General features: G+C 65.5%; 21 protein-coding genes and 1 tRNA gene. 11 read left to right on the forward strand and 11 right to left on the reverse strand.

Translation table 11 applies throughout. The features are described 5' to 3' along the window. Window positions 1-86: 86 nt before the first annotated feature. The 4 genes from BC1002_RS06430 (at window position 87) to BC1002_RS06445 (ending at window position 4,278) form a co-directional block, all read left to right on the forward strand. Window positions 87-1,448, forward strand: a complete 1,362-nt coding sequence (locus tag BC1002_RS06430; protein ID WP_013089257.1) for a sugar phosphate nucleotidyltransferase — start codon at window positions 87-89, stop codon at window positions 1,446-1,448. Continuing rightward, window positions 1,420-1,983, forward strand: coding sequence for a flavin reductase family protein (locus BC1002_RS06435; protein WP_013089258.1), 564 nt, complete (start codon window positions 1,420-1,422; stop codon window positions 1,981-1,983). The genes BC1002_RS06430 and BC1002_RS06435 overlap by 29 nt, the downstream gene beginning before the upstream one ends. Window positions 1,984-2,321: 338 nt before the next feature. Continuing rightward, a complete protein-coding gene (locus tag BC1002_RS06440) occupies window positions 2,322-3,041 on the forward strand; it encodes a FadR/GntR family transcriptional regulator (RefSeq protein WP_013089259.1) in 720 nt (239 codons plus the stop codon). A gap of 190 nt (window positions 3,042-3,231) precedes the next feature. Further along, window positions 3,232-4,278 (forward strand): Gfo/Idh/MocA family protein, encoded by a 1,047-nt coding sequence (locus BC1002_RS06445; RefSeq protein WP_013089260.1) that lies wholly within the window; start codon window positions 3,232-3,234, stop codon window positions 4,276-4,278. Between the two features lie 34 nt (window positions 4,279-4,312). Here the strand turns inward: BC1002_RS06445 and BC1002_RS06450 are convergent, their stop codons facing one another. The 7 genes from BC1002_RS06450 to BC1002_RS06480 all read right to left on the reverse strand — a co-directional run bounded on the left by BC1002_RS06450 (window position 4,313) and on the right by BC1002_RS06480 (window position 9,890). Continuing rightward, window positions 4,313-4,972: an amino acid ABC transporter permease gene (locus tag BC1002_RS06450; protein ID WP_013089261.1), complete on the reverse strand. Its 660-nt coding sequence runs from the start codon at window positions 4,970-4,972 to the stop codon at window positions 4,313-4,315. A 186-nt stretch (window positions 4,973-5,158) separates the two neighbouring features. Continuing rightward, window positions 5,159-5,953: a cystine ABC transporter substrate-binding protein gene (locus BC1002_RS06455; protein WP_013089262.1), complete on the reverse strand. Its 795-nt coding sequence runs from the start codon at window positions 5,951-5,953 to the stop codon at window positions 5,159-5,161. Window positions 5,954-6,062: 109 nt separating this feature from the next. Then, window positions 6,063-7,085 carry a quinone-dependent dihydroorotate dehydrogenase gene (locus BC1002_RS06460; protein ID WP_013089263.1) on the reverse strand — a complete coding sequence of 341 codons (1,023 nt, stop codon included), beginning with the start codon at window positions 7,083-7,085 and terminating at the stop codon, window positions 6,063-6,065. Between the two features lie 126 nt (window positions 7,086-7,211). After that, complete coding sequence (locus BC1002_RS06465; RefSeq protein WP_013089264.1) at window positions 7,212-8,057, reverse strand: arginyltransferase; 846 nt, start codon at window positions 8,055-8,057, stop codon at window positions 7,212-7,214. 102 nt (window positions 8,058-8,159) lie between these two features. Then, complete coding sequence (gene aat / locus BC1002_RS06470; RefSeq protein ID WP_013089265.1) at window positions 8,160-8,897, reverse strand: leucyl/phenylalanyl-tRNA--protein transferase; 738 nt, start codon at window positions 8,895-8,897, stop codon at window positions 8,160-8,162. 9 nt (window positions 8,898-8,906) lie between these two features. Beyond that, window positions 8,907-9,452, reverse strand: a complete 546-nt coding sequence (locus BC1002_RS06475; RefSeq protein WP_013089266.1) for an NUDIX hydrolase — start codon at window positions 9,450-9,452, stop codon at window positions 8,907-8,909. Between the two features lie 361 nt (window positions 9,453-9,813). Continuing rightward, window positions 9,814-9,890, reverse strand: a tRNA-Met gene (locus BC1002_RS06480). A gap of 222 nt (window positions 9,891-10,112) precedes the next feature. Between BC1002_RS06480 and BC1002_RS06485 the strand changes: the two genes are divergently transcribed. Then, window positions 10,113-10,610, forward strand: coding sequence for a heme-degrading domain-containing protein (locus BC1002_RS06485; protein WP_013089267.1), 498 nt, complete (start codon window positions 10,113-10,115; stop codon window positions 10,608-10,610). Between the two features lie 4 nt (window positions 10,611-10,614). Continuing rightward, window positions 10,615-10,953, forward strand: a complete 339-nt coding sequence (locus BC1002_RS06490) for a DMT family transporter (RefSeq protein ID WP_013089268.1) — start codon at window positions 10,615-10,617, stop codon at window positions 10,951-10,953. A gap of 46 nt (window positions 10,954-10,999) precedes the next feature. Here the strand turns inward: BC1002_RS06490 and BC1002_RS06495 are convergent, their stop codons facing one another. Together BC1002_RS06495 and BC1002_RS06500 are read right to left on the reverse strand one after the other, a co-directional pair. Further along, a complete protein-coding gene (locus BC1002_RS06495) occupies window positions 11,000-11,389 on the reverse strand; it encodes a hypothetical protein (RefSeq protein WP_013089269.1) in 390 nt (129 codons plus the stop codon). An 81-nt stretch (window positions 11,390-11,470) separates the two neighbouring features. Next, window positions 11,471-11,662 (reverse strand): hypothetical protein, encoded by a 192-nt coding sequence (locus tag BC1002_RS06500; RefSeq protein WP_013089270.1) that lies wholly within the window; start codon window positions 11,660-11,662, stop codon window positions 11,471-11,473. A gap of 285 nt (window positions 11,663-11,947) precedes the next feature. On the opposite strand from BC1002_RS06500, the gene BC1002_RS06505 reads away from it, so the two are divergent. Together BC1002_RS06505 and BC1002_RS06510 are read left to right on the forward strand one after the other, a co-directional pair. Next, entirely contained in the window at window positions 11,948-12,235 is a 288-nt protein-coding gene (locus BC1002_RS06505; protein ID WP_013089271.1) for a hypothetical protein, read from the forward strand. A 198-nt stretch (window positions 12,236-12,433) separates the two neighbouring features. Further along, window positions 12,434-12,718, forward strand: coding sequence for a DUF1488 family protein (locus BC1002_RS06510; protein WP_013089272.1), 285 nt, complete (start codon window positions 12,434-12,436; stop codon window positions 12,716-12,718). A 42-nt stretch (window positions 12,719-12,760) separates the two neighbouring features. Here BC1002_RS06510 and BC1002_RS06515 read toward each other — a convergent pair whose 3' ends face one another. Next, window positions 12,761-13,735, reverse strand: a complete 975-nt coding sequence (locus tag BC1002_RS06515) for an NAD-dependent epimerase/dehydratase family protein (RefSeq protein WP_013089273.1) — start codon at window positions 13,733-13,735, stop codon at window positions 12,761-12,763. 105 nt (window positions 13,736-13,840) lie between these two features. On the opposite strand from BC1002_RS06515, the gene BC1002_RS06520 reads away from it, so the two are divergent. Both BC1002_RS06520 and BC1002_RS06525 read left to right on the forward strand, forming a co-directional pair. After that, window positions 13,841-14,677, forward strand: a complete 837-nt coding sequence (locus BC1002_RS06520; RefSeq protein ID WP_013089274.1) for a TetR/AcrR family transcriptional regulator — start codon at window positions 13,841-13,843, stop codon at window positions 14,675-14,677. 46 nt (window positions 14,678-14,723) lie between these two features. Next, the gene (locus tag BC1002_RS06525; RefSeq protein ID WP_013089275.1) at window positions 14,724-15,866 is read left to right on the forward strand and encodes an enoyl-CoA hydratase/isomerase family protein; all 1,143 of its coding nucleotides are present in this window, start codon (window positions 14,724-14,726) and stop codon (window positions 15,864-15,866) included. 75 nt (window positions 15,867-15,941) lie between these two features. Here the strand turns inward: BC1002_RS06525 and BC1002_RS06530 are convergent, their stop codons facing one another. Beyond that, window positions 15,942-16,367, reverse strand: coding sequence for a hypothetical protein (locus tag BC1002_RS06530; RefSeq protein WP_013089276.1), 426 nt, complete (start codon window positions 16,365-16,367; stop codon window positions 15,942-15,944). A 529-nt stretch (window positions 16,368-16,896) separates the two neighbouring features. Here BC1002_RS06530 and ssuD point away from each other — a divergent pair. Beyond that, on the forward strand, window positions 16,897-18,057 hold the full coding sequence (ssuD, locus tag BC1002_RS06535; RefSeq protein WP_013089277.1) for an FMNH2-dependent alkanesulfonate monooxygenase: 1,161 nt from the start codon (window positions 16,897-16,899) through the stop codon (window positions 18,055-18,057).

An 18,057-nucleotide genomic window follows, 5' to 3' on the forward strand; every position in this document is an offset into this window, starting at 1 on the left:
GTACGACCAGAAACGATTGCGACCACGAGGCACTTGCTGGCGTCATGCCGGCCGGTGAACAGGAGTTGGATTCGGGAGGATCGCAAATGAACCGAATAGCAGAGCCAGGTAGTCCGCTCGCGCCGCAGACTCGAGCCGCCGCCGCGCTTCACGAACTGACCGTGCAACCGGTGATTCTCGTGGGCGACTCCGGTACGAGGGCAGGGCCGCTGTCGCGCGAACGCAACCCGAAGCAGCCGGTCGGTCTGATGGACGACCGGTCGCTGCTCGAAGCGACGCTGCGTTGGCTCGACGATGCATTCGACTCGGCCGCGCACGACGCGGCCCGCGCCACGCCGCCCGCCGCGCCACTGGTGGTCTGCCGCGAGGAACTGCGGCTGCCGGCGTTCGAGCGCGTCCGGCAATCCCCCAAGCCTGCGCGCATGCTGCTCGAACCGATGGCGCGCAACACCGCCCCGGCGCTGACCGTCGCCGCGCTCGCCGCGCGCGCGTCGGCCGTGGCCGGCGACGATCCGATCCTGGTCGCGCTGCCCGCCGCTCGACTGATCGCCGATCACGCTGCATTCGGCGCGGCGCTCAACGAGGCGCTCGCGCATGCTTCGCGCGGTGCGATCGTCGCGTTCGGGGTGCTGCCGCAGCACGCTGCGACCGGCTACAGCTATATCCGCACCGACGCGCCCCTGGGCAACCGGGGCGCGCGGACGATCGAGCGCTTCGTCGAGAGGCCCGATGCCGAGCTGGCCGAGCGCTACTTCGCGTCGGGCGAGTACTGGTGGAACAGTGGCATGTTCGTGGTGCGCGCGTCGGTATGGCTCGACGCGATCGGCTTGTGCCGTCCGCTGATCGCGGCGGCCTGCAAGGACGCATTCGCGGGCGCGAGCATCGACGATGCCGGCGCGCTGTGTCTCGCGCGCGCCGCGTTCGCCGCGTGTCCGTCCGATTCGATCGACCATGCGGTGATGGAGCGCATCGGCACCGACGCGCGTCTTCTCGGCGTGACGGTGCCGCTCGACGCGGGCAAGATCCTCGGACAGCTGAAGACGCAGCAGCTCGGCGCGGCCGACGAGCATCGCAGGGTGGCGCGGCCGTGGGGCCTTTTCGATTCGCTCGAACAGGGCGAGCGCTATCAGGTGAAGCGCATCGTCGTGAAGCCGGGCGAACGGCTGTCGTTGCAAAGGCATCAGCATCGCGCCGAGCACTGGGTCGTGGTGCGCGGTACTGCGCTCGTCACGCGCGGCGCCGAGCGCTTCGCACTGTCGGAGAATCAGTCGACCTTCATTCCGCTCGGCGTCACGCATGGGCTCGAAAATCCCGGCAAGACGCCGCTGGAAATCATCGAAGTGCATTCGGGCGGCTATCTCGGCGAAGAAGACATCGTGCGCTTCGGCGAGCAGTACGGCCGCGAGCAGGGGAGCGCCGATGCGCGTGCATGCAGCTCGAACCGATAAGCTAGCCGATGACGCGCGGTCGCCGTCATTCGACGAGCGGCGCTTTCGCCGCGCGCTCGGGCGCTTCGCAACCGGCGTGGTGGTGATCTCGACCGGCAGCGGCGACAGCCTTCACGCGATGACCGCCAACGCGTTCATGTCGGGGTCGCTGAAGCCGCCGCTGATCGTCGTGTCGGTCGGGCATCGGGCGCGGATGCATGCACGGCTGATGGATGCCGACCTGTTCGGCGTCAGCGTGCTGTCGGAGGCGCAGGAGTCGCACAGCCGCCATTTCGCGGGCGAGGCGCAAAGCCGCTTTGCGCCGCCTTGCGCACCGCGCTTCGCGGCGGTCGACGGCCTTGCTGGCGTCGTGTTGCTCGAGCACGCGGCCGCGCGCTTCGCCGCGCGCGTGGTGAACCGCCATCCGTGCGGCGACCATACGCTGTTCGTCGGAGAGGTGCTGGTGTTCTCGCTCGACGAGCACGCGCCGCTGCTGTTCTTCGGCGGCCGCTATGCGTCGGTGGCGGCGAGCGCGTCGAACGAAGATTCGGCGTGATGCGTGTGCCACGGCAGGTTTGTTCGTCGGAGTACGCAATCGACGGACCACGTCCGTGAAATTCAGACAATTTCATCACGCCAACGTGCGAATGCGCACTAATCAAACCCGATAACGCAGGCACGCTTTGACGAGCGAGCTTTGAGCCTGGCGGAACGGATAGCGTTACACGAACGAAACAAATCTTCAGAGGGATAACCCTGTCAGGAAGTGTCCCAACTGGCGCATCCGTTTCGAAGCTAGCAACGTATCGGAAAACGATCCTATTTGCATAACAGATACGTACGGGCCCTTCATCAACAGGCCACGCGGGGTCAACACCGCTTCGGGGATATGTCATGGAACACGCAAACAAGGATCGCTCGCTGGTGAGCAAGGTGATGGACGGGCTCGTCAGCGGCATCGTCGAGGAAAAATACGGCGCGATTCTGCCGCCGCAGGACGTGCTGTCGAAGGAATTCGACGTGAGCCGCACCGTGATGCGCGAGGCGCTATCGATGCTGCTCGCGCGCGACATGCTCGACGTGCGGCCGAAGATCGGCACGCGCATCCGACCCATGAGCGACTGGCGCATGATCGACGAGGACGTCGTCAACTGGCGTTTTCGCGCGAAGCCCGATCCGATGTTTCTGCGTGACGTGATCGAGTTTCGCATCCTGATCGAACCGCGCGCATCGGCGCAGGCGGCCGCGCGCGGCAGTGCCGCGGACGTCGCGGCGATTCGCGAGGCTTTCGAGGCGTTTCGCGTGATCCCTCCGGGCGAGCCCGGCTATCAGGAAGCCGACGAGCTGTTCCACACGCGTATCGTGATCGCGAGCGGCAATCAGTTCTTTAAGCAGATGGCGGCGATCATTCGCGGCGCGCTGTCGACCGTTACCCCGATCGTGCACGACAGGTCCGGGGTGTGGGAGGGCGCGATCGCGTCGCATCAGCGCGTCGTCGAGGCGATCGAGCGGCGCGATCCGAAGGAGGCCGAGCTCGCCTCCCTCGCGATGATCGATTACTCGGCCGAGGAGGTCGGCGGCCGGTTTTCCGCGGAGCCGCCGGCGCGGGTTTGAGTCTCGGTGTTAGCCTGGATGCGTGAGCTGGATGCGTGAGCGCCTGGCCGCGGCTGCGGCGGGGCGGATGCCGAAGGTCGGTGCGCGACGGTGATGCCGCATGGTTCGTATTGGCCGCGTACGCCGCGTTCTCAAACGGCATCGGCGACAATAGCGGCTGTTCCGAACCGCATGGACCCTTGCACACACGATGACAGACACGACAGCGGCACCGCACGCAGCCACCGCCCAACCGACCGATCGGGCAGCTCAGGACACCACTTCATCGCGCGAGATCCGCTGGGGGATCGTCGGCACCGGCCGGATTGCGCGCCGCTTCGCGCAAGGTCTCGCCTTCGTGCCGCGCGCGCGCCTCGCCGCGCTGTGGTCGCGTCGCGTGGGACCCGCCCAGGCATTTGCCGATGAATTCGGCGGTACCGTCTACGACAGTTTCGACACGCTGCTCGCTAGCGGCATCGACGCGCTCTATATCGCGACGCTGCAGGACAGCCACGCCGACTATGCGATCGCCGCGTTGCAAGCCGGGCTGCATGTGCTGTGCGAGAAACCCGCGTGTATCAACCGTGCGCAGCTAGAGCGCGTGCTCGAGACCGCGCGCGCTTCGCAACGGCTCTTCATGGAAGCGATGAAACCGCCGTTCTATCCGCTCTACGGAAGATTGCGCGAACACCTCGCGGTCGACCCGATCGGCGACATCGGTCTCGTGCGCGCGGGCTGCTCGGTGCCGGGCGTGCCGGCCGATCATCCGTCGCTGTCGTTCGAGCATGCGGGCGGCGCGCTGCTCGATATCGGCATCTACGAGATGTTCCTCGCGGTCGACTGGCTCGGCGCGCCACGCGACGTGCAGACCTTCGGCCGGCTTGGCGCGACCGGCGTCGACACGTTCGCGAGTCTGAACAGCCAGCACGAGCGCGGCGGCATCGCGCAGCTATTCTGCGGGCTCGATCTGCATGGCAAGGGCGATGCGCTGCTGATGGCCAAAGGCGGTCACGTGACGCTGCACGAGCCGTGGTGGAACCCGTCGCGCGCGACCATCCGGTACGCGGACGGCCGCGTCGTCGAACTCGACGAACCGTTCGAAGGCGGTGGTTTGAACTACGAGACCGCGCACTTTTGCGCGCTGATCCGCGCGGGTGCGCTGGAGAGTCCGCTGATGCCGCACGACATGTCGCGACAGATGATCGCGATGGCCGACGCGGCGCGCGCGGCGTTGGGGCTCAAGTTCGCGGGGGAATGAGCCGCTGCGGTGAACGAAAAGGCGTGGGCGGCGCTCAGTGCCGCGTCGGCAGCGACAAACGCCGCTCGTACCAGCGCTGCGCCCACTCGAGCACCTGGCACAGCACCCAGTACACGGCCGCGGCCGCCAGATAAAGCGGCAGCGGCTGATAGGTCGACGCGATCATTTCCTGCGCGCTGCGCAGCAACTCGGTCACCGTGATCACGGACACTAGCGAGGTGTCCTTGATCAGGCTGATCAGGCTGTTCGACAGACTCGGCACCGCGATGCGCAGCGCCTGCGGCGCAATCACATAGCGCAGCGTCTGACGCCGCGACAGCCCGAGGCTGTACGACGCGAGCCACTGCCCCTGGTGGATGCCCAGAATCGCGCCGCGCATGCTCTCGGACAGATAGGCGGCAACGTTCGCCGATAGCGCGATCACGCCGGCCGGCGTCGGTTCGAGCGAAATGCCAAAGCTCGGCAGCCCGTAGTAAATCACGAAGATCTGCACCAGCAGCGGGGTGCCGCGCATCACGCTCACATAAACGCGTGCAATCCAGTTCAGCGGCCGGCTGTGGCTGATCCCCATCAGTGCGAGCATGGCGCCGCCAATCAAGCCGAAGATCATCGACAGGATCGCGAACTTGATCGTCAGCAAGGCGCCTTGTGCGAGTACCGGCAGCGATTCGAGCAGCAGGGATGTGATGGACATGGGTAGTGTTCTTATTGACGCACAAAGCGCACATCATAAACTTTGGCGCGCGTTAAGGCGCGGGTCGCGCGATGCGGCTTGGGGTATACGCGACGCGCGGTCCGGGGGCCAAGGCCTCGCGCGGGCCGCAAAAACGCGAAGGGCGGCATCGATCACGATGCCGCCCTTCGTTCGCCTGCAAGCGTGTTACTTGATCGGCTTGCTGACGTCGATGCCGAACCACTTGTCCGAGATCTTCGTGAAGGTGCCGTCCGCTTCCAGCTGGGTCATCGCTTCGTCGATGGCCTGCGCGAACTTCGGGTTGCCCTTTTTGAACGGAATGCCCGACGGGTTGCCGGTACCGACGTTCGCGCCGGTGCGCAGCGGCAGGTTCGAGTTCTTCAGCAGGTACGCGAGCATCAGACGGTCGTTCAACGCCGCGTCGAGCCGGCCGGCGGCCAGGTCACGCAGATATTCGGGCGCGCCCGGATAGGTCTTCACGTCGATGCCGGGGACCGACTTCGCCATGTCCATGTAGTTCGTGCCGAGACCGACGCCGAGCTTTTTGCCCTTCAGGTCTTCGAGCGACGTGAACTGGCGCGTGTCGTCCTTGCGCTGGATCAGTTGCGCGGCCGAGTACGTGTACGCCGGCGAGAAGTCGAGGGTCTGCTTGCGCGCGTCGGTGATGCCCACCTGGTTCACGATCACATCGAACTTGCCTGCCTGCAGACCGGCGATGATGCCGCTCCATTCGGTCGTGACGAACACCGGCTTCACGCCGAGCTTTGCCGCCACGGCCTTGGCGATGTCGACGTCATAGCCGACCAGCTCGCCCGACGGCGCTTTCGAGTTGAACGGCGGGAAGGTGCCTTCGAGACCGACGCGCAGCGTGCCGCGCTGCTTGACCTGGTCGAGCAGGTCTTCCGCGTGCGCGGCGACGGCGCTCAACGATGCGCCGATCAGCGCGGTGGCGAGGAGTTTCTTCAGCAGGCCAAATTTCATCGTGTTCCTTTGTACGTCTGACGTTTTGACGGTCGAGAGCATAGCAAACGAGACTATCGCAACCTAAATATCGTTTGTTTATGTCTATATGCGCTGTCGGCGCGGATGCTTAGCGCAACGCCTGCGCGCATTCGGCGACGAGCGCCGGACCGCGGTAGATGAAACCAGTATAAAGCTGCACCAGCGACGCGCCGGCCGCGAGCTTCGCGCGCGCATCGTCGCCTGAGAAGATCCCGCCGACGCCGATGATCGGCACCGTCTCGCCGACTTCTGCGCGCAGCTTGCGGATCACCTCGTTCGACGCGTCGAACACCGGCTTGCCCGACAGGCCGCCGGCTTCGTCGGCATGCGGCATGCCGGTGACGGCAGCGCGCGACAGCGTCGTGTTGGTCGCGATCACGCCTTCGAATTGGTGGCGCAGCAAGGTGTCGGCGATCGACCTGATCTGCTCGTCGTCGAGGTCGGGCGCGATCTTCAGCGCGAGCGGCACGAGCTTGCCGTGCATGTCGGCGAGTCGTTGCTGCTTGTCCTTCAGCGCGGCGAGCAGCGCGTCGAGTTCGTCGGCGCCTTGCAGCTGGCGCAGGTTCTTCGTATTCGGCGACGAGATGTTGACCGTCACGTAGCTCGCGAACGGGTACACGCGCTCGAGGCAGTACAGGTAGTCTTCGGCGGCGCGCTCGATCGGCGTGTCGGCGTTCTTGCCGATGTTCAGGCCGAGAATGCCGCGATAGCGCGCGGCCTGGACGTTCTTCACGAACTGGTCGACGCCGGCGTTGTTGAAGCCCATCCGGTTGATCACCGCGTTCGCTTGCGGCAGCCGGAACATGCGCGGGCGCGGATTGCCCGGCTGCGCGCGCGGCGTCACGGTGCCCACTTCGATGAAGCCGAAGCCGAGCGCGGCCAGACCGTCGATGCACGCGCCGTCCTTGTCGAGGCCCGCCGCGAGTCCGACCGGATTGCGGAACGTGAGGCCCATCACGGTGCGGGGCGAATCCGGCACGCGCGCGGCGAGCGCGCCCGCGAGGCCGGTGCGGCCGGCGGCGCCGAGCATGCGCAAAGTCAGATGGTGAGCGTCTTCCGCGTCCATGCGAAAGAGTTGGGCGCGAACGAGCGGATAAAGGGAACTGAACACGAGATGAAGCCGGGCGGCCGGAAAATGGGAACCCGCTATTTTACCGGCTTTGGGCTCTGATGAGACTGATGGGGCGTTGCGGGGGAGAGCAGCACCCGGCGACGACTCGACGGATGGTGCCTCGACTTACGGCCTGAGCGGCCCGCGTCGCCCGGGCATCGCCAGATCGACCGGCGGCAGGTCGATGCTGGCCGGATCGAGCACGCGCCACTCGCCGTCGATCAAGCCTTCGAGCGGCCGGAAATTCGCCTTGTACGCCATTTTCGGGCTTTCGCGAATCCAGTAGCCGAGATATACGTACGGCAGGTTCAGGCTGCGAGCCTGCTCGATCTGCCAGAAGATGTTGTAGGTGCCGAAGCTCGCATGCGGCAGGCTCGGCTCGAAGAATGTGTACACCGACGACAACCCGTCGCCGAGGATATCGATCATGCTGATCATGCGCAGCGCGCCCTGCGCATCGGGGCGCGGATCAGGCCGTCCATCGGGCCGCAGCGGTGCCGGCTCGCGAAACTCGACGAGCCGCGAGTTGATCCGGCTTTGCAGCAGGAACTGCTCGTACTGATCGCGGCTGTCGCGATCCATGCCGCCGCCTGCGTGGCGCGCCGACTGATAGCGCATATAGAGCGCGTAATGCTCCTCGTCGTAATGCAGCGGCGCGACGGTCGCGATCAAGTCGCCGTGCTTTCTCCATACACGCCGTTGCGTGCGGTTCGGCTGAAAACGCTCGACCGGCACGCGCACCGGCACGCACGCGCGGCAGCCGTCGCAATACGGGCGGTACGTGAATACGCCCGAACGCCGGAAGCCCGCTTTGACGAGATCCGTGTAGACATCCGAATTGATCAGGTGGCTGGGTGTGGCGACCTGCGAGCGCGCGATGCGGCCGTCCAGGTAACTGCAGGGATAGGGCGCCGTTGCATAAAATTGCAGCGCGGAAAGCGGCGAAAGAGGCAGCTCGTTGGGATGAGTCACGTTGGCAGCTCTCGAAGCGTCTCTAGTAATGCAAACCCGGCGCGCCTGGCGGTTGATGCCGCGATTCGATGGGCGGCGGACCCGGATTCGGCCTGATTTTTCCTACGCCGCGCGCGCGAGGATTTCGAGCAGGGCGGTCTTGTCGAAGCGCCACGGAATGGCCGGTGCGCCGACAGACGCGCGAACATGCGCGACGAACGCCTTGCGCGCTATCTCGCGGCCGCCGAGCGACGCCAGATGCGACGTGTTCTGCTGGCAGTCTATCATTTCTATTTCGTGACGTCGCAAGTGGCCGACCAGCGCGGCCAGCGCCATTTTCGAGCCGTCGGTGACGTCGGTATACATCGATTCGCCGAAGAACATCCGGCCGAGCGACACGCCATACAGGCCCGCCACACGCTTGCCCTCGAACCAGGTTTCGATGCTGTGCGCGTCGCCGAGGCGATGCAACGACGAATAGGCTTCGACGACGTCGGCGGTGATCCACGTGCCGCGCTGGCCGCGGCGCGGCGCCTGCGCGCAGGCGCGCATCACGGCGGCGAAATCCTGATCGACACGGATTTCCCACGCGTCATCGCGCAACATCCGCTTGAGCGTCTTGCGCAGCGACGGCGACAGCTTGAATTCGGCGGGGCGCAGGATCATCCGCGGATCGGGGCTCCACCACAACACCGGCTGACCGTCCGAATACCAGGGGAAAATGCCGCGCCGATAAGCGTCGATCAGGCGCGACGGCAGCAGATCGCCGCTTGCCGCGAGCAGACCGGGCGCGCCGCTCGCGGCGCCGAGCGCGCGCTCGACGGGCGGAAACGGATCGTCAGCTCCGAGCCAGGGAACCATGCGCGCCGCTCAACCTTCGCGCAGGGAGCGGAAGATGTCGCCGGTATGCAGGCCGAAACTGCCGGCCGCGCGGTCGGCGAAAAAAAAGCGCAGCGTCTGGCCGACGGTCGGAAACGCGATCTCGTCCCACGGAATCTCGTGCTCCTCGAACAACTTCACTTCGAGGCTTTCCTCGCCGGCGGCGACGTCGAGATCGAGCAGCCGCGCCATATAGAACAGATGCACCTGATGCACGTGTGGAACGTTCAGCAGCGAAAACAGGTTCTGCACCTCGACGCGCGCGCCGGCTTCCTCTAGCGTTTCGCGCAAGGCGGCTTCGGCCGTCGTTTCCCCCATTTCCATGAAGCCGGCGGGCAGCGTCCAGTAACCGTAGCGCGGCTCGATCGCGCGACGGCACAGCAGCACCTTGTCGTCCCACACGGGAACGGTGCCGACCACGTTACGCGGATTCTGATAATGCACCGTGCCGCAACTGCTGCATACGAAGCGCTCGCGATTGTCGCCCGGCGGAATGCTCAGACTGACGCCGTGGCCGCAGACAGAACAGAATTTCATTGGAAAGGGGACGAGAAAGGGTGATAGGAGTTTATCACCGGGGCGCGCGATTACTGAGGGGACGGCACGGGCTGCGCGATGGGAGGTTCGGTGCGGCCAGCGCCTTCGCGTCTGACATTGGTTGACAGTCGATTTTCGGATGCGCTGATAGCATCAGTCGTGATGGTTGCGATGGAGGCTCCCGCGTCCACCACAGTCATCTTTTCTCTCTTGTACATTGCCTCGTAGGTTGGCGCGTCATTCAGTGACGCGCTTTTTTTTTCGCCTGAGGTTAGGCGGTCAAGAGAATCGTGAGGTCATGGCCACCAAAACAAAAAAGGGTTACACGCCAATGCGTTGTAACCCTTCGATGATTTCGTTCTGGTTGCGGGGGTAGGATTTGAACCTACGACCTTCGGGTTATGAGCCCGACGAGCTGCCAGACTGCTCCACCCCGCGTCCGTCGAAGAAAAGATTATAGACCAACCAGCCAGCCAGCGCAATAGCCATGTAAGGATTGGCTTCATTGCGCTTGGCGCCGCCACCGCGACGCCACCACTCGGAAACGCTCCGGAAAGTCGCGCGCGGACGCTGCGCTAGAATTCAGATGCTCCACGCGGCTCGCCGAATCTTCACGACGGCGACCCCTTCGACTCCGATCCTCCGACCGTTCTGAACCCCATGGATATCGCTCACGATCTGCAGGTCATCGCCCTTCAGGAAAAGACCCTCGTGTTTCCCCGCTTCGATGCCGACCGCGCGTGGCAAGTCGGCGCGTACCTGCACGAGGTCGCGAAAGCGCGCGGCATTGCAGCCGCGATCGACGTGCGCACGTTCGGCCAGCCGCTGTTCTTCAGCCTGCTCGACGGCGCGACGCCCGACAACGTCGATTGGGTGCGCCGCAAGGGCAACACCGTCGCGCAATTTCGCCGTAGCTCGTACGCGATCGGTCTGAAAATGCAGCTCGCGGGTGCGACGCTCGCCGACAAGCACGGTCTGCCGGCCACCGAGTACGCATCGCACGGCGGCGCATTCCCGCTGACGGTGGAAGGCGCGGGCGTGATCGGTTCGATCACGGTGTCCGGTCTGCCGCAGCGCGCCGATCATGAGCTGGTGGTCGAAGCGCTGTGCGCGCATCTGGGTCACGACTACGGCAAGCTCGCGCTCGCGAAAAGCTGACGCGATGCGCGTACCCTCGTATGCGCTGCTCGCGATCGCGATCGTCGCCGAGGTGATTGCGACTTCCGCGATGCGGGCCTCGGACGGTTTCTCGCGCCTGCTGCCGTCGATGGTCGTCGTGCTTGGCTACGGCATCGCGTTTTATTGCCTGTCGCTGACGCTAAGGAGCGTTCCGGTCGGCATCGTCTACGCGATCTGGTCCGGCGCCGGCATCGTGCTGATCACGCTGGTCGCGCTGGTGCTGTACCGGCAGGTACCCGACGTGCCGGCGATCATCGGGCTGGGATTGATCGTCGCAGGCGTCGCGGTGTTGAATCTCTTCTCGAAGATGCAGGCGCATTGAGCGCCCGCGCAAGCCGGCTCGATTGCCGCCTGGAACGTAAATCGGCTTATTTGCAGCGCACGATCATCGAGCGGCCTTTCACATTCGCCGACGCCACATTCGTGACGCTGCCGCCGGCGGTGCCGCCTTCGTCGTTATCCTTCGACACGATGTCGTAGCCGGTCGCGCCGCACGCCTTACCCGCTTGCACATAGCACGAGGCCCAGCTCGAGCCGGCGTCGGCGCCGCTGCAGTTGACCGCGAAGCCGGTCTGGCCGTTCGGCAGATTGATCAGCGTGGTCGTGTTCGACGACGCGCAGCCGCCCAGTCCCGCGGCGAGCAGCAGCGCGGCGGGCAATGACGCCGACAGCGACGCGCGACGCACGAGGGCAAACGCGGCGCTGGATCGGAGGCGGTGGAATCGGCCGGCGCGCCGCGGTTGCGTCGTGAATTGCATCGTGTTGTGTCCTTTCATTCAGATAGAGGAGTGTGCCGGGCCGGGTCGGCCGCTGTGGAACGCAAGAGCGCGCGCCACGGCTCAGATCGTTTCGACGGTGATGCCCGCCGCGCTGACGAGCCGCCGGGCTTCCGCGCCTTCTTCAGTGGCCGCATCTTCCCAGATGCTGATCGCTTTTGGGATGTCGATGCCGTGACTTTCGGCGTACTCAAACCAGCGGTTCGCCGCATCCGGCTCGGGCAGTTCGTGATTCTGCAGAAAATATTTTCCCATATTGCGCTCGCTGGCCTCGAAATGGCGTCGTCACAACTACGTTCGACAGCATGGAGCATGCCGATCCGGGCCGATCGATCAGCGCGCGTGGCTGGCGTGCGGCGCGACTGCGGTGCGGGGCGAGCGGGTGTCTCGCGAGCAGAACTTATCGCGCTGCAACGCGCCTTATCGTAATGGGGCGCGCTGCCCGCACACCTCCGGTGCAGCGGCGCGCCGCATGCTGAAGCATCAAGGCGGCGCCGTCGCGACCGGCGCCGGCCCCGCAACCGCAACAGGAGGACGAAGATGGCTGAACGGGTCAGTGGCCCTTATCGCGGCTATTACATCAGCGCCGCCGCGCGCCTCGTGCCGGGAGGCGGCACGTCGGGCACCTCGGGCGACGCGCACGCCAAAGCGGATGGTACTTACGTCGGCTCGGTCAGCCTCGCCGAAGCCGGCCCGGACGATCCGCATCGGATGGAAACGTTGCTCGAACTCGGCGACAGGCAACGCTTTAGCAGCGAAGAGGAGGCGCTCGCGTTCGTCGAACGGGCGGCCCGCGAGTATGTCGACCGATTGCTGGATGGGCACTGAGCGTGTCGGCGATTCTCGTGCGAACGGCCGGCCGAAGCGCTCGCCAATGCAGCGCTCGATACCTTGAAGCTGGCGCCCGCGCACGCTGGACCGTGATCCGGCGGCGCGAGTACCATAGCGGGACCCGCGAGGATCGGCGGCGCATAGCGGCCTTCCGCGCGTGCTACGTTCCCGCCGCCACCTTTTGACGAGGCGACCATGGAAATCCGTTTTCCCGAAGACGCGCCTGCTTACCGCGACTCCAACCTGACCGTCGTGTTTTCCGCGCTGGTGGACGGGGAGCCGGTGCCGTGCGCGATCTCGGTGGAAGCGCTCGAAGATCACTTCGGCGCTTACAGCGAGGACCTCGACGGCTGGCTGCGCGCGTTCGATGCGGGCCGGCCGCGCATCGAGGCCGTTGCGCGTGAGCATTTGCAGATCAGCAACGGCACGCCCGTGCTACTCAAGAGCGGTCATTTTCCGCCGGGGCAGATGGCAGGCTGAGCGGAACTGTCCTTCCACCAGCGCATCGCCAACGCGTTGCCGCTAATTCACGCTGTGCGCCGGCACTGCCTCGCGTGCGGCTTCGAAGCACCGCCTGATCCCTTCCTGATACGACGTCTTGCTGAGCGGCCCGATCAACGTTGCCAGCGCCGAATCGTCGAGCACGACCGGCTCGGTCAGCAGATAGTTCATCTCGACCAGTTCGCGCATCAGCGGATTGAATAGCCCGAGCACGCGCAGCATGCCCTTGCCCGCCACCATCAGCTTCGGCTCGCGGCCGGCGAGCGCAAAGGCTTCGCGCGCCACTTCGCGCTGCGTGATCGTGCCGGCGCCCCCGAGATGCCACCAGCGGCCGTAGGCCTCGGGCGTGCGCGTCAGTCGTTCGACCACGGGGCCGACATCCGGCAGGAAGATAAATTCGTGCGGCACGTCGATGGGACCAAGCACCTGCGCGCGCTTACCGGTAGCTGCGCCAACGAAGACACTGTGCAACAGGCTGCGTTCAACCCCCGGTCCGTAGAAATCAGGCAGCCGCAATACCAGCGTTTCGAGACCTTTCTGGCCATGCGCGGCCAGTACGAGCTTTTCCTGTTCGAGCCGCATGCGGCCCTTGAAGGTGTGCGGCTCGCGCGGATGATCTTCGCGGATCGGGTTACCGCGCGCGCGGCCATACGGATACACAGTGCCGATCAGAATGAAGCGCTCGACGCCGGCGGCCGTCACGCCAGCCAGCGTTTTCTCCATCAACGGCGGGTGCTGGGCGAACTGGTCGTAGGGCACGCCGACGAGATAGATCACGGTCTGCAGACCGGCGGCAGCGGCGCCGATCGAGGCAGGGTCGTCGGGGTTCCACGTGACGATTTCCGCGTGCGGGTCATCACCGAAGGTCAGTTGCAATGCCTCGCGCGAGCGGCCGACCACCCGATAATCGCGGCCCGCCGCAGCAAGCGCCGCGGCAATGCTTTGACCCGCCGCGCCCGCGGCACCGAATAAACCGACCTTTCCCGTGGCTTGCATGACGACTCCTTCAAATTGACTGATGAAAATTTATTAAACATCGTTCAGTAAACGGTGTTCAGTTTAAATTGACTTTTCAGTTTGTCAACCTGAAAATTGCGAGTCATGGGAATAGCCGAACGAAAACACCGCCAGAAACAGGCGCTGCGCGAACGCATCCTTGATGCCGCGCGGCGCATCGTCGTGCGCGAAGGCTTTGCCGCGTTGTCGATGCGCAAGATCGCCGACGCGATCGAATATTCGCCCGCCACGTTGTATCTGCATTTCGCGAGTCGCGACGACATCGCGCGGGCCTTGTGCGAGGAGGGTTACGCGCAGTTGCTCGCGACCTTCGTGCCGCTCGTGCGGATCGCGGATCCCGCCGAACGGCTGAGGGCGCTCGGGCGCGCGTACGTCGCGTTTGGCGTCGAGCACCCGGAAACGTACCGGCTGATTTTCATGGAGGACCCGAGCTATACCGGCGCGGCGCTCGGTGGTGCGGCGGCGGCCACTGGCAAAGACGGCGGTAGTGCGGATGACTCAAGCGCGAACGCCGGGACCAGTGGTTCAACCGCGTCCCGAGACAATGCCGACGACGACCCCGGCGACGCCGCGCTGCACATCATGATCGACGCGCTCGACGAGTTGCGAGCAGCGGGGCGTCTGTCGGCGTCGGTCGCATCGATGGAGTCGGCCGTGTGGGCCGAGGCGTTGTGGGCGAGTCTGCATGGCATCGTCGCGCTGAATCTGACGTGTCCGGTATTTCCGAGTGCGCCGCTCGAGACGCTCGTCGGCGTAACGCTCGATGCTTGGCTAGGCGCGCCGCAGGCCGTGGCAGCGGGCGCATCGAATAGCGCCGCAGTGCGCGGCAAGAAAGCCGTCGCGCGGCGCCACGCCGAGCCTTCCGAATCCGCGGACCCGGTTCCCGAGCGCGCCACCAAACGCAAAGCGGCAGGCCCGTGATAACGTTCAGTTCCACGCCAATCCGCGCCGCCGCGCCCAGTTCTCCATGTCAACGTCCGCCTCGCCCGCCACTAGCGACGAAATCGCGACCCACGTAACCAACCGCATCGGTTTCATCGAACTGGAACGGCCGAAAGCGCTGAATGCGCTGTCGACCGGCATGATCCGCGCGATCCACGCGGCGCTCGACCAGTGGCGCGAGGACCCCGAGGTGCTGGCCGTCGTCGTGCGCAGTCGGCATCAGCGCGCGTTCTGCGCGGGCGGCGACATCCGCTTCATGTACGAGGCGGCGCAACGCGGCGACCGGGAGGCACGCGATACGTTCTTCAGCGAGGAATACCGCCTCAATCACGCGATCTTCGTGTATCCCAAGCCGTATATCGCGTTGATGAACGGCATCGTGATGGGTGGCGGCATGGGTATTTCGCAGGGCGCGCATCGCACCGGCGGCCTGCGCGTCGTCACCCAGTCGACGAAGATGGCGATGCCCGAAACGCGCATCGGCCTGTTTCCCGACGTCGGCGCGAGCTGGTTTCTCGCGCGTACGCCCGGCGCGATCGGCCGCTATCTGGCGGTGACTGGCGAGACGATCGGCGCGGCCGACGCGTTGTACGCGGGCCTCGCCGATGTCTACATCGACGACGCGGCGTTGCCTGCGCTCGTCGATACGCTGAGCCGCGAACCGTTCGAGCGCGGCGCGGATGTGGTTGCGTGCGTCGAGCGCGAGACGCGCGCGTATCAGGTCGCCCCGCGGCCCGACGAGAGCGCGCTCGCGAAGGCACGGACGTTGATCGACCGGCATTTCGCGCTGCCCGACGTCGCGCGGATACTCGCGTCGCTCGAACAGGAACGCGAGCGCGGCGGCAACGCGGCGGAGGCGGAGTGGGCCGAGCGGACGATCGCGGTGCTGCGCGAGCGCTCGCCGCTGTCGATGGCGGTCTCGCTCGAAGTGGTCACGCGGGCGGAAGGGTCGATGGCCGACGTGCTGCGTGTCGATCTGGATCTGACACGCTCGAGCTTCCTGCTCGGCGATACGGTGGAAGGCATTCGCGCGCGCATCATCGACAAGGACAACGCGCCGCGCTGGCGTTTCGCGCGCATCGAGGACGTCAACCAGGCCGATGTCGAGAAGATGTTCGACAGTCCGTGGCCGGCGGACGAACACCCGCTGGGCGCGCTGCGCGGTTGAACGCGCACTGAACGCGCCGCCTCGCGAACCCGCCCGCGAAAATCGTCGCGTTGCGCGAATTCACGCGCGACGCGCTTATTCCTCGTCCTCGCTCGCCATGAACGCGCGCATGAACACGAGCGCGCCCCAGCCCCACATCGCATTCGCCGCGAAGCCCACCGCGAGGCGCGGCAGCATGTTGCCGCTCGGCCAGATGCCGCGCAGCGGATCGACGACGAACACGCTCGCCGCCGTCAGCACGATGCCGCCGAACACGAACGCCGGTACCCACGGCGCGTGCCGATGCGGCGCGATGCGCAGCAGCCAGGCCATCAGCACGGCCCAGCACGCGCTCCAGATTGCGTTCGCGATGAACTCAGGCAGGCCGAGCGGCAAAAACGGCGCGGTCGAAAAACCGGTGGGGTCGATCATGCCGGCGGCATGCATCAGCGCCAGCGTCGATTCGCGAAAGAACAAAGAAGCCAGAAAACCGGCGACGAACGGCAGAATTATTTTGTGCATGCATTGCACCGGCAACGTACAGGCGACGCGGATCGCAAGGCCTGCACCGGGTGATTGGAAACGAGCGCCATTATATCGATCGGGGTGTGGCGGCCGGGGCCGCGTGTGTAAAGCGCAACAACCGTATGCGGTAGCGCCGGGCTAATCACGAAAGCGGAATTCCTAAGCTCAAAAAAATCGTTCAAAAGCCGCGGACCGCTCCATAGACTGTTTCCTCATGCAGACGGCGCGGGTGTCGCCGTCATCCGTTGAATCGAGCGCATCACGCGCAGGTTGGTCGAGGAAACCGTCGCAATGTCGAGCGTCATGCCGAATCTCCGTTGCCGCAGGGCCCGCGCGCGGTTGTGTTCGCGGTGCCGCCCGCCGGGCGCAGCGCCTTCATCGCGTTGACGCGGCTGTCGGTGGTCTGAGTCTACCGTCCGTTTTTAATCCTTTTACACGTCGCAGCGCCTTGCCGGTTGCCGGCTCGATGCGTGCGGCCGGCGCTCGCGCCCACCGTTTTCATTCAAGAACAGGCAGGAGCAACAACATGAATGTGTTCTGGTTCATTCCGACTCACGGCGACAGCCGCTATCTCGGTACGTCCCAAGGCGCACGCGCAGCCGATTACGACTACTTCCGGCAGATCGCCGTCGCCGCCGATACGCTCGGCTACGAAGGCGTGCTGCTGCCGACCGGCCGCTCGTGCGAGGACGCCTGGGTGGTCGCGTCGAGCCTGATCCCCGCGACGCAGCGGCTCAAGTTCCTCGTCGCGATTCGTCCGGGGCTGTCGTCGCCGGGACTCGCCGCGCGCATGGCGGCGACGTTCGACCGGCTGTCGAACGGGCGTCTGCTGATCAATGTGGTGACGGGCGGCGACGCGGCCGAACTGGCCGGCGACGGCGTGTTCGTCGATCACGACACCCGCTACGAAATCACCGACGAATTCCTGCATATCTGGCGCAAGCTGCTAGCGGCGTCGCACACCAATGAAGCGATCGATTTCGACGGCAAGCATCTGCAATCGAAGGGCGGCAAGGCGCTGTATCCGCCGGTGCAGAACCCGCATCCGCCGCTGTGGTTCGGCGGCTCGTCGGCGGCCGCGCACGATATCGCGGCCGAGCACATCGACACCTATCTGACGTGGGGCGAGCCGCCCGAAGCGGTCGCGAAGAAAATCGCCGACATTCGCGCACGCGCCGCGGCGCGCGGCCGGCAGATCCGCTTCGGCATCCGTCTGCACGTGATCGTGCGCGAGACCGAGGAAGAAGCGTGGGCCGCCGCCGACAAGCTGATCAGCAAGCTCGACGACGACACGGTCGCGCGTGCGCAGGCGTCGTTCGCGAAGATGGATTCGGAAGGCCAGCGCCGCATGGCCGCGCTGCACGGTGGCAAGCGCGGCGGGCGCGAACAGCTCGAGGTCTATCCGAATCTGTGGGCGGGCGTCGGGCTCGTGCGCGGCGGCGCGGGCACCGCGCTGGTCGGCAGTCCGGAGCAGGTGGCCGCGCGTATGAAGGAGTATGCGGCGCTCGGCATCGAGACGTTCATCCTGTCCGGCTATCCGCATCTCGAGGAATCCTACCGTTTCGCCGAACTCGTATTTCCGCTGCTGCCGCAACGCTTCAGCAAGGTTGCCAACGGGCCGTTGTCGGGGCCGTTCGGCGAAATCGTCGGTACTAGCGATCTGCCGAAGGCGGCGAGCGCGAGCTGA

This window comes from Paraburkholderia atlantica, assembly GCF_000092885.1.
GTDB classification, from domain to species: domain Bacteria; phylum Pseudomonadota; class Gammaproteobacteria; order Burkholderiales; family Burkholderiaceae; genus Paraburkholderia; species Paraburkholderia atlantica.